The 11,194-nt window shown below is 47.2% G+C and carries 10 protein-coding genes; 4 read left to right on the top strand and 6 right to left on the bottom strand.

The annotated features are described in order from the left end of the window. Positions 1 to 99: 99 nt before the first annotated feature. The 4 genes from NEPTK9_RS07950 to NEPTK9_RS07935 are packed head-to-tail and all read left to right on the top strand — an operon-like array spanning position 100 to position 4,393. A complete protein-coding gene (locus tag NEPTK9_RS07950) occupies positions 100 to 417 on the top strand; it encodes a hypothetical protein (protein ID WP_194848302.1) in 318 nt (105 codons plus the stop codon). A 58-nt stretch (positions 418 to 475) separates the two neighbouring features. Continuing rightward, the gene (locus NEPTK9_RS07945; protein WP_194848301.1) at positions 476 to 1,501 is read left to right on the top strand and encodes an exonuclease/endonuclease/phosphatase family protein; all 1,026 of its coding nucleotides are present in this window, start codon (positions 476 to 478) and stop codon (positions 1,499 to 1,501) included. A gap of 28 nt (positions 1,502 to 1,529) precedes the next feature. After that, positions 1,530 to 3,116 (top strand): glucose-6-phosphate isomerase, encoded by a 1,587-nt coding sequence (locus tag NEPTK9_RS07940; protein ID WP_194848300.1) that lies wholly within the window; start codon positions 1,530 to 1,532, stop codon positions 3,114 to 3,116. Then, positions 3,116 to 4,393, top strand: a complete 1,278-nt coding sequence (locus NEPTK9_RS07935) for an MFS transporter (protein ID WP_194848299.1) — start codon at positions 3,116 to 3,118, stop codon at positions 4,391 to 4,393. Before NEPTK9_RS07940 ends, NEPTK9_RS07935 begins: the two co-directional genes overlap by 1 nt. Here the strand turns inward: NEPTK9_RS07935 and recF are convergent. From recF to NEPTK9_RS07905, 6 genes are read right to left on the bottom strand one after another with little or no spacing between them, the layout of a single operon-like run. Continuing rightward, positions 4,362 to 5,429 carry a DNA replication/repair protein RecF gene (gene recF / locus NEPTK9_RS07930; RefSeq protein WP_194848298.1) on the bottom strand — a complete coding sequence of 356 codons (1,068 nt, stop codon included), beginning with the start codon at positions 5,427 to 5,429 and terminating at the stop codon, positions 4,362 to 4,364. The two genes, NEPTK9_RS07935 and recF, sit on opposite strands and share 32 nt — an antisense overlap. Continuing rightward, on the bottom strand, positions 5,429 to 6,532 hold the full coding sequence (gene dnaN / locus NEPTK9_RS07925; protein ID WP_194848297.1) for a DNA polymerase III subunit beta: 1,104 nt from the start codon (positions 6,530 to 6,532) through the stop codon (positions 5,429 to 5,431). The genes recF and dnaN overlap by 1 nt, the downstream gene beginning before the upstream one ends. Positions 6,533 to 6,582: 50 nt before the next feature. Beyond that, the gene (gene smpB, locus NEPTK9_RS07920; RefSeq protein WP_194848296.1) at positions 6,583 to 7,038 is read right to left on the bottom strand and encodes an SsrA-binding protein SmpB; all 456 of its coding nucleotides are present in this window, start codon (positions 7,036 to 7,038) and stop codon (positions 6,583 to 6,585) included. Between the two features lie 33 nt (positions 7,039 to 7,071). Continuing rightward, positions 7,072 to 8,400 carry an ATP-binding protein gene (locus tag NEPTK9_RS07915; protein ID WP_194848295.1) on the bottom strand — a complete coding sequence of 443 codons (1,329 nt, stop codon included), beginning with the start codon at positions 8,398 to 8,400 and terminating at the stop codon, positions 7,072 to 7,074. A gap of 53 nt (positions 8,401 to 8,453) precedes the next feature. After that, complete coding sequence (locus tag NEPTK9_RS07910; protein WP_194848294.1) at positions 8,454 to 9,134, bottom strand: TerC family protein; 681 nt, start codon at positions 9,132 to 9,134, stop codon at positions 8,454 to 8,456. A gap of 26 nt (positions 9,135 to 9,160) precedes the next feature. Further along, positions 9,161 to 10,606 carry a hypothetical protein gene (locus tag NEPTK9_RS07905; protein WP_194848293.1) on the bottom strand — a complete coding sequence of 482 codons (1,446 nt, stop codon included), beginning with the start codon at positions 10,604 to 10,606 and terminating at the stop codon, positions 9,161 to 9,163. Between the last annotated feature and the right edge of the window lie 588 nt (positions 10,607 to 11,194).

Genomic DNA, 11,194 nt, shown 5'->3' with positions numbered 1-11,194 from the left:
CTGAGTCTGTTGTCTCAGCAAGGGCACCTGTCAACGTGCCTATGGTAGCAGCAACTGCGCTAGCTACAAGCTCCTTCCTTTAGGGAGGAGTAGTTGACCATGGAGACCCCCAATGCCTCCTACTTGTATACCCACCTCTCCACCGAGGATGGTAAGAAAAGCGAAGAGCTGGATGAAATTTTAGCCATTACCCAAGGGAAACGGTGGGTCATTTTAGGAGATCTAAATATCGATCGGGGAAAAGCTATGGTCGAAAAGAAAGGGTTTATTGATCATTTAGACAACGTGCTTACTTGCGAAGAAGAGTCGATCGATTATGTACTGACCCTGAAGGGGAGCGATATCTCAATAAAAGGAGAGGTGATCCCAACGGATCACCTCTCTGATCATGAAGCGGTTCGTGCAGTTATTGCTTGAACAAAAAAGAGACAAGGTGCAATACTTTCTTCCAAGATGATTAAATAAAGGTCGAAAGATGTCTGTAAGTACTATTGATGAAGAAGTCGAAGATTTTAAGCTCGAGTTGGGCTGGAAAGATACTGTCGCAAGTGTCACAAACGATATTGCCACCCTTATCATGAAAGGGTTTTGGCTATCTGCAGATTCCATTTATCTATTCCGAGCCCGTCACTCGGCCCGTTATGGGCAAAACACAACTTCATTGCAAGAAGGTATCCGTCGTGTTGCTAATTTTATATTCGCTGTGGCAGTAGGGCAGGTGACCCTAGCTTTTTATGTATTCGCTACTCCTTTCCTCACCCTTTTTTCCCGCTCTTACCGAACAACAGCTGGAACTTTTGAAGGAGAGGTAACGGGGCAAAGACTCTTCATCCTCAACCCTCAAATGGGACCGGGTCCTCTTCCCAGTTATAGGACAGGACTTGTTTCCGGTGGAGAGCGGTTAGACCGGCTTGCGACAACCATTCGAGACAATGACCCCGATATCGTTTTTCTCCCGGGAGTTCATTCGATCTATGCAGGAGACCTCGCAAGCAAGCTCAAAGATCGCTACCACTTTATTTTTTCAGCGATGGGCCCTAAATGTTTTGATTTTGATGCAGGCTTTTTTGTTGCTTTCCGCGGAGAGCTGGTAAGAACCCCCGAGTATATCCCTTTTAACCATCAGAAGGGGGGGTACTTCACGTTTGAAACTCCCGATACCCTCTACCTCTGCACGCAAAACCCTTCGCTCGAAAGCCTCCAGGAAATGTGTAGCCGAGAAGGAAAAAAAGTGGTCTTAATGGGAGATCTTGGTTTTGAGCCAGACTCTCCCGAGTATGCATTTTTGGTTGAAAAGGGATTTGGTTCAGCTGTGAATGGTGTGACTGAGACCAACGTTCCTTATCTCGATTTCCATAAGAAAGATGAGCCTCCCACCGAAAGAAAAAATAGTGTCCTCTTTGTGAAAGGGGAACATCGAGAAAGCAAAGTTCTTCGAATGTATAAGGGGGAGGGTTTTATTGACCAAGCCCTCTCCAATCATAATGCGGTCCTTGCATAGATAAATCATTTGGTATATGTGTTGAGCCATGACAAAGTTTAATGAATTTCCTGCGGTAGAGGCCTTGCACGAGCTGGCCCATACCCCGATCGACCTCTCTAAAGAGGGGAACCTTTCCCCCAAACGTTTGAAAGAGATGCTCACCAAAAATCTCAATCTAAAACTGTTCTATGGAACCGAGCGGGTCGATGAAAAGGTCCTTAAAACCTTGTTTAGCTTGGCTGAAGAGGCGAAAGCCCTCGAGAAAATGACGGCGATGCAGCATGGGGAAGTGATCAACAAGATCGAAGGGTTTGAAAGTGAAAATCGGCAGGTTCTCCATACCGCGATGCGGGATTTTTTCGACAGTCAGACCGAAGAGGATGAGGCAAAAAAAGCGGCCACCCTTGCTTATGCCGAGATGGAAAAGCTGAAAAGCTTTCTCGATGAGATCGAAAAGAAAGAGTACACCGACCTGATTCAGGTGGGGATCGGAGGGTCGGAGCTAGGCCCTAAAGCGATTTATCTTGCGCTAGAGGCTTTTCGGAAAGAGGGGCGGCGGGTTCACTTTATCTCCAACGTCGATCCTGACGATGCAGCCCAGGTCCTCAATAAGGTTGACCTCAACAAAACCCTTGTGGTCATCGTCTCAAAGTCGGGAACCACCTTAGAAACCCTCACCAATGAAGAGCTGATCCGAAAAAAGTTTGCCGATGAGGGGCTTTCTCCCACCAACCACTTCTTAGCGGTCACGGGGAAGGGGAGTCCAATGGATGATCCTGAAAGATACCGAAAGTCGTTTTACATTTGGGACTATGTGGGGGGGCGCTACTCGGTCACCTCGATGGTTGGATGTGTGATGCTCGCCTTTGCGCTTGGCATGGACAAGCTTCTTGAGTTTTTAAAAGGAGCGAGCAGCATGGATAAGGTGGCTCTCGACCCCAACCCTGAAAAAAACCTCCCCCTTCTTGGCGCTCTTTTGGGGATCTGGAATCACAATTTCCTAGGCTATCCGACAGTTGCCGTTATCCCTTACTCGCAGGCGATGTCCCGCTTCCCAGCCCACCTCCAACAGTGTGACATGGAGTCGAATGGAAAGCGGATCGATAAGGAAGGGCACACCGTTGAATTTTGGACCGGACCGATTATTTGGGGAGAGCCAGGAACCAATGGGCAACACTCTTTCTATCAGCTGATCCACCAGGGGACGATCACCGTTCCTGTCGAGTTTGTTGGCTTTGCGGAAAACCAGTATGGGATGGACAACTCTTTTAAAGAGACCACCTCGCAAGAAAAACTCCTTTCCAACCTCTTCGCCCAGTCGATAGCCCTTGCCGTTGGCCAAAAGAGTGACAACCCCAACAAAAACTTCCCGGGGAACCGCCCCAACCATGTCATCCTAGCCTCAAAGTGTGATCCCCATACGATTGGGAGTCTTTTGGCCTACTATGAGCATAAGGTTGCTTTCCAGGGCTTTATCTGGGGGATCAACTCTTTCGATCAGGAAGGGGTCCAGCTCGGCAAAGTCTTGGCAAATAAAATCATCGGACAGTTTGCTAAAAAGAGCCAAGAAGAGGATTACGAAAAAGACTTTCCTCTTGGCGCCGTTTACATCGATGCGCTGAAGGATCTCTGATGAAAATACGCGCCGCCTCGTGGTGGGCATGGTCCTTTGCCGTCCTCTTCCTCTTTTATGAGTTTATTGTCCGCGTCTTTCCCACCGTCATGGTTCAAGAGCTGATGGGCGCCTTTGATGCCACAGCAGCCCAACTAGGAACGTTGAGCGCCTTCTTCTTCTATGCCTATGCCCCGATGCAGATCCCCGTAGGGCTTCTGATGGACCGGTTTGGAGCGCGGAACCTCCTCACCTTTGCCTCCCTCTTCTGCGGCTTTGGTTCCCTCCTCTTTGCGGCTGCCCACCATATTATCCCCGCAGATATCGGCCGTTTCCTGATGGGGATCGGCTCTTCGTTTGCCTTTGTCGGGATGGTCTACGTCTGTTCCCACTGGTTTCCCGCCAAGAAGCTTGCCCTCCTTGTTGGTATTGGTAACTCCCTCGGGATGCTGGGCGCTTTTGGAGCGCAAGGGCCCTTGAGCTTTGTTGTCGAAACGATGGGCTGGCGGTTTACAGTGGTCACCTTTGGGATCACTGGAATTGTCCTTGCCCTCGTTTTATTTTTCTTTATGAAAAAAGCGCCGGGCCAAGAAAAAATCGAAGTGAAAAAGGCCTCTTTTGATCTCGCTCACAACCTAAAAAAAGTGGCCTCTAATGGCCGGACCTGGCTCAATGCGGCGATTGCCCTTCTCTTTTATATGACGACTGCTGCCTTTGCCTCTTTGTGGGGGATACCCTTCCTGTCGGAAGGATATGGGATTGACCGCAACGTTGCCGCCTTTGCCATCTCGATGATCTTCATCGGATGGATTATCGGCGGGCCGATCATAGGCTACATTTCAGATCGCTTTAGCAAGCGGAAGCCGTTTCTCTATGGGGGGATTTTCCTCTGCCTTCTCTCTCTTATTCCAGTGATCTATATTCCCCATCTTCCCATGCCCCTTCTCTTTATCTTACTTTTCCTCGTGGGCTTTTTCCAAGCGGCGCAGCTTCTCTCTTTTTCCCTTGGTATCGAAATCAATGCGATCGAAGCCAAGGGGACAAGCATTGCTCTCACGAACTTTTGCGTTGCTACAGGAAGCTCACTGATGCAGCCCCTTCTGGGGATCCTCCTCGATTCTAAGTGGGATGGAGCGATGCGAGAGGGGATTCCTTTCTATAGCATTGCCGACTACCACTTTGCAATGGTCAGCTTCCCCATCACCCTTATCCTCGCCTTTGTCCTTCTTCTTTTCTTGAAGGAAACCAAGCATGAACCCGATGCGGCTACCTGGAGCAAGATCTCTGGGATGGACTAGTGATTTTTCCATCGGTAATTTGAAGGGTGGCTTGCTCGCTAGAGCTTGGTGAGGTAAGGAGTACTTGCCCAAAGTCCTTTAGTTTTTCCTCAAGGAGGGCTGTCCGGCCGGGATCGAGGTGGACCCCAAAATCATCGATACTTAAAAGGGGTTTTGCATTTGTCTGGGCCGCAAGCTCATCCCATTCAGCCATCTTGAGGGCCGCAATGCAGGTCCGTTTTTGCCCCTCGCTGGCAAAGGTCTTTGCATCTTGTCTGTTATAAGTAATATAAAGATCGTCTCGGTGAGGACCAGTAAGGGTCATTCCGATGATTAGCTCTTTAGGACGTTGCTTTTTGTAAAGGGCTTCAATCTGCTCCATTTTTTTCAGTGAAATTGAAGGTTCATAACGGAGGTCGAAGAGGTCGGGGGCAAGCGCTTCCAAGTGCCCTTTAAGGCGGGGGAGGAGAGCCTCGATGAGAGCCTTCCTTTTAGTCATTAGGTAGCGGGCTGATTCGGCCATCATCTGCTCCCAGGTTTCAATTGCCGACTCTGACTTGACTTTGAGGAGAGCATTCCGGTGCTTCATCGCTTTATGGTAACGCATGAGGTGATGGACATAGAGGGGATCTGTCTGGGCAAGCTGGATGTTCAAAAAGCGGCGGCGCTCCTGTGGGGAACCGGTAATGAGCGCACTATCTTTCGGCGAGTAGAGGACAGAAGGGAGGATCCCCAACACGTGGGAAAAGTGAGAAAAGTGGCTATTGTTATAGTGGATCCGCCGGTTTTTTCCATCGAAGCCGATACTGAGCTGTTGCTCGACACCATCACGGACAAACCGCACCTCAACATAGAAGTGGGGGCTCCCTTTTCGGATTAGGTCGGTTAGGTGGGAGGTCACAAAGGAGCGTCCTGTACTTAAGAGGTAAAGAGCCTCTAAAAGGGTCGTTTTCCCCGCCCCATTTTCACCCTGGATGAGGTTGACCCCTTCTGTGAGGGGAATATGGACCTCTTCGTAGTTGCGAAAGTTGCGTAGGATAAGTTCTTGAACTTCCATTACACGGTAGAGGCAAGGCGCATCGGCATAATGACAAACTGCGCCGTTGTCGAGTCGGTGATCAATCCCGGGCTAAAGGGGTTGGTCATTCCAAAGGTCACCGTCTCATCTTTCGAGTGGCGCAAGATGTCGTGGAAGAAGAAAGGATTGAAGGCGATCTCAAAACTTTCTCCCGAGTAGTCTACCGGCATCGAGACTTTGCCATCGCCGATCTCGCTCGAGTTAGCCGTTAGAGTAAGCTCTCCAGCGGAGAGGGTAAACTGAACCGAGTGGCTCTTATCAGTCGTAAACAAAGAGACCTGCTTGAGAAGGGCCATCAGCTCTTCGCGGTGCAAGGTCAGTGTGAAGGCACTTTCCGCCGGAATGACCCGCTCGACATCGGGAAAATCTCCTGAAAGGAGTTTGGTGATCAAAACCGTTGCATCATGCTCGACGGCGATCTTATCGGCCATCAGGCTCACCTTGACTCCCTTTTCGGTATCGACCGATTTAACGATCTCCTCAACCGCTTTCAAAGGAATCAAGTAGCTCCCTTTATGGTCGGCGCTAATCTCCACAGCCGAGTCTACTTTGGCAAGCCTTTTTCCGTCGGTTCCGATGAAGGTGGCCATCCCATTTTCGATCTGCATCAGAACGCCATTGAGGACATGGCGGCTATCTTCTCGTGCTGCGGCAAAGACCGACTTAGAAAGGAGCCCTTTAAGTTCATCTGCTCCGATCGAAAACTTTTCAGCTTCGGCAAGGTTGGGGAGAGAGGGGAATTCTCCCTGGTTGATTCCATTTAGGCGGAACTGGGAAGTGCCCGCTTCGATAAAGGCGATTTCCTCTTCATTGGTATGAAGGACGATCTCTCCTGTTGTCAGCTCTCGGACCAGCTGGAAAAAGCGGCGGGCAGGTAGGGTGATCCCTCCCTCTTCTTCAACGGTCGCTCCCATTTGGACCTGCATGCTAACGGTCAGATCGGTGGCGCTGATCGTAAGCGTTTCTTGGTGGGCTTCGATCAAGATATTTGCCAAGATCGGGATAGTCGGCTTGCTCGATACGATGCTTTGGATTTTTCCAATTGCGTTAACAAGTTCTAAGCGGGAGAGAGTAACTTTCATAAGACCTCATTTGAGTTTTTTTATTAGATTAATCGACCCGCCTTGAGGAGTCAACCTTTTAGCTCACGTTCGATCGATCTTTTTTGTTCCCGCTCTTTAATAGCAGACCGTTTATCGTGCTGCTTTTTCCCGCGTGCCACGCCGATCTTGACCTTTGCTTTCCCTTTACTTAGGTAGATCGAAAGGGGAACAATGGTCAGCCCTTTTTGGTCGGTGGCCCGCTTCAGCTTTTCGATCTCTTTTTTGTGGAGGAGGAGTTTCCGGTCCCGCCGCTCTTCGTGGTTAAAAATGTTACCAAAAGAGTAGGGAGCAATCGAGCAGTTTTTGAGCCACGCCTCTCCTTTTTGGATAATAACAAAGGCGTCCTGGAGCGAGCCCCCATGATTTCTCAGGGACTTGATCTCGGTTCCCACGAGGGCAATCCCAGCCTCATAGGTCTCAAGAATCTCATAGTTGTGGCGGGCGCGCCGGTTGGAAACTAGTTCAGAAGGGCTATTTTTACTCATACCCATTTATTCTCTCAGCTCTAGCGATTGCCATCAAGGAAAAAGTAGCGATTCGATCGTTTTTAGCTCGCCCACAAGTGAGCCTACTTTGTAAAGGGGAATGGACTCAATATGGTCACTTTTATAGTAAGGGTCTATAGAAATTTTAACCCCATATTCTGAGTGAGAATGGGTTTTTAAAAAAGAATGGAGACTTTTCAGCTTCATTGTTTTTACAGATTTGACCTCTATAGGAAGGATTTGCTGTTTTTTTTGGAGAACGTAGTCAATTTCAGCTGAGCTTTCTCTACTATCTCTTTGCCAGTAATGCAGTTGAGACTTTTTATTCACCTCTGAATAGGCTAAAAGCTCTTGACCCACGAAGGCCTCTACAATTTTTCCTTTGTTTACCAGTTCAGCTTCAGGTTGGATAAACCAAGCAGACAATTCTAAGCTTAAAAGAGCTTGGGTGAGACCAACATCAATGAAGAGAAGCTTAAATCTTTCTGGATTTGCTTCCGCTCCTATAGGAATCCCTTGTGCTGAGGTATGGACCACTTTGTTAAAGATATTGGCAGTTAATAGAAGTTCTAAAGAGGGTTCTAACTCTCTTTTTTGATACTCTCCTATCTTGCTAAACTTAAACTTTTCTCCAAGTTGCCGAGGAATGTTTTCAAAAAGCAGGGAGAGATATTTTAGATTCGATTTTTTGGCATACCTTTGGAAGTCTTGTCGGTAGGTATCAAGAAGAGTTGCATGTTTTTCAGAGCATCTCAGGGGATCTTTATGTTTGATCCAACTTCGAAGCACTTCAGGCATTCCTCCTAAAGCTAGATAAATGCCAACGTGCTTGAGTATCTTTTTATGGACAACCTCAGAGAGCTTTTCTTCCTTTAGGATTTGCTCTAAAAGGAGTCCCTCTCCATCAGCAGCAAGATATTCAAAGAAAGTCATTGGATGAACATAAAGAGATTGAACCCGTCCCACAGGAATACCAACAAGCTCATGTGCAAACTCTAGTAAAGAGCCCGCGGCTATAACATGAAGCTTAGGCATTTTTTCGTAAAAGTATCTGAGGCTGGTAATCGCTCTTGGACAAAATTGGATTTCATCAAAAAAAAGGAGTGTTTTTCCCGGTATAATTTTTTGTTTTGCCAATACAGAGATCTGCTGGACAATCCTTTGGGGGTCTAGATCTTCTTCAAAGATTGGGAGAAAGTTCTGAGAAAACTCAAAATCAACCTCAATAAAGTTGTCGAAACTTTCCCCAAGCTTTTGAACAGCGTAGGACTTTCCAACCTGCCTAGCGCCTCGCAAAATCAGTGGTTTCCTATCCATTTCTTCGGACCACTCTTTAAGTCTTTGATAAACAAGATTTTTCAAAACCATCTCTTTGTTTTTAGTCGAAAACCAAGGTAAATCTTTTGTTAAATTGGTTATTTTTGCAGTTTAAGGAACCCAAAGGCAAAGGAGGCGATGATCCCTGTCCAGAAAATCGGCTCGGCCCAGGTGGGGAGCCCTTTGAGGAGGACCTCTATAAGGAGCTTGAGCCCCACCCACCCGACGGTGAGGTGGGCGCCCAGCTCTAGACGGGGAAAACGGTCGATCAGGTGGGTGAAGAAACCGGCCGCAAAGCGCATCATGATGAGCCCTGAAATCCCGCCGATGTAGACGATCCAGATCTTTGGGGGAAGCTCATGGTGGTGAAAAGAAACCCCCACAAGGGCAAGACCGGCAAGGATCGAATCAACAGCAAAGATAAAATCGGTCAGCTCAATCCGAACAACCGTGCCCCAAAAGCTCCGGAAGCGGGGCGTGCGGAGTTCTGCCCGTCGCTTTGAAAGGATATGGGCTAAAGCAAGGTAAAAGAGATAGGCCCCTCCAAGGAGCTGGACCCAGTAAAGCTGGATGAGGTAGGCGGCACTTAGGACACCGAAGGCGCGGAGGATGATCGAGGAGGCGAGGCCAATAAAGAGGGCCTTTTGCCTGAGCTGAGTTGGAAGACCCCGGACGATGATGGCAATGGCAAGGGCATTATCAAGGGAGAGGATCCCCTCGAGAAAAATCAAGGTAATCAGGCGGGGAATATCGATGAGGGCAAAGGTTTGGTCTAACATGACCTCCTTTTAGCACAGACGATGTTTTAACCAAACATCGATTGACCAAGCGGGGTGATTCGGAGGGTCTCTTTTCCTTCGTGGATCCCACTAGCGATGATTCCTCCCTCAAAGAGCCAGTCATAGATCACCTTGCGGATCAGGTCGAGCTCAGCCTCTGAGTAGTCGGGAAGGGAGTATTTCCAGTAACGTCCTGTTTTCTTTAGGGACATCTTACTGTTTTCACTGATGGGAGCGATGACTCCATTGAGGAATTCATCGAGAAGGACCCATCCTGAGTCGATGATGCGGCTGATGCTCTTTTCGATTTCATGAATGTTCCGCTCGGTGCAGATCTCTTCTGGAAATTCTGAAAAGGAGTAGGTGGTGATTGTTTGCTTGTAGGTGTTAAGAGCCCGCTTTTCGATAGGGAGGGTAAGCCACTCCTCAGCATCTTCGGCGGGGATAAGCTGGTTTTGCTCGATGCGGGTAAGCTTCAAGAACAGGAGTTTTCCGATGACCCGGCCCATATAATTTTGGAAACGGGCTTGTCCCTCGGTCGACTTTAGATCAAATCCCTTACACTGCTTTGCAACATCTACTGCTGTCCCTTTTTCAAAGTTCCACTCTTCATTTTCATCAAGGCGGACGAAAAGAGGTTTGGTTCGAGAAAAGGCGAGAACCGCTGACATATCTTCGGCAAAAGAAAAGTCGTGAGGTCTTGTCCGCTCTACCTTTTTTTCTTCAGGAACTCCTTTGGGTTGGCTCTCTTTGAGAAAGCTTAGGTAATCTTTCCACTCTTTAAAGAGGGTCACCACCTCGACCCATTCGCCATCTTTCTTTTCATAAACCAGGCAGCAGACGAGGTTAAACTCCAAATAAAGGAGGTGCTCTTCAAAGGCCTCTTTACTTAGGGAGTATTTTTTCCGGATCTCATCGGAGTAAACCTTATAGTCAGGAGCGTTGAAAAGGTCGCCGATGATTCCATTGAGGATCGGATCGCCTAAGTTGAGCTCCGAAAGGTAGCGCTGAAAGAGCTGGGGGGTTTGAAGGTATTTTTCGATGAGGGAATTGAAAATATTGTTTGATGTTCTGGGGATTGGATACCAAGTCGGGAGGACATGGATCGGCACCTTCTTTAAAAGAGCTTGAAGAAACTCCATTCCCGGGGAAAAATCCTCTTCGAACTTCTGGATCTGCGTCTCAAAGTATTTCCGCATCTCCTTGTTCACTAAAACCGTGTCGTCCTCGATCTTAAAGAGGTCGGTTTGCGAGAGACGGTCTAAAACTCCCTGGAGCTGGTCGAGCTCCTTATCTAATTGATCGACGAGGCGGCTAACGGGGATTTTCTGAGAGCCGTAAACGATTTCCTCTAAGACTTCTAGGTCTTCAGGGGAAAAGTGAGACATCAGGACCCGATTCTGGATATCCTTTTGGTAGTCATAATCTTCAAGATTAATCTTGTTCTTTCTGAATAAATTAGTTTCTACCATTTTTTTCTACTTTTAAGTTTCCATTCAACTTACATGTTATGAAAGGATGCTATTTTATTGCAAGCACAATTCAAATAATAATTATTACCCGTTACCTAATAAACCAATCTTGATTTCGGTGCTTTTGTGCCTATCTATAACGAAAATTAGCATAAATATTAATTTAATATAATGAAAAGATTGCGAAAAAACACTATTTATAATATTTTCCCAACCGAAAAAAGAAACAAAAATGGAGGTTTTTCAATGGTAAGTAAAGTTTTTATGCCTGAAAATTTTTCAGTATACAATAAAACATGGGAAAACGTGAATAAATACCACTATGTTCTTTCAGATAAGTGCAAAGAGTTCATGTTCAAAATCGATATAGATAGAAAGTTTAAAATTCTTCATAAGATTTTTTTGAAACGGGAAATAAGCTATATGATGCGAAAGCTGGATTAGGCGACGTATCGGCTAAACTGCATCATCTCGAAAATGCAGGCCTTATTCACCTTTTCGCATTGTGACAAGAAGCTGTCACAACAAGTTGTCTCTCAAAGAGAAGAGACCATCTCTACAGTGAGATGAATCTAGGGTTCTGAATAA

The organism is Candidatus Neptunochlamydia vexilliferae (assembly GCF_015356785.1).
In the GTDB taxonomy this organism is placed as follows: domain Bacteria; phylum Chlamydiota; class Chlamydiia; order Chlamydiales; family Simkaniaceae; genus Neptunichlamydia; species Neptunichlamydia vexilliferae.
This window is presented reverse-complemented; position numbering and strand designations above follow the sequence as displayed.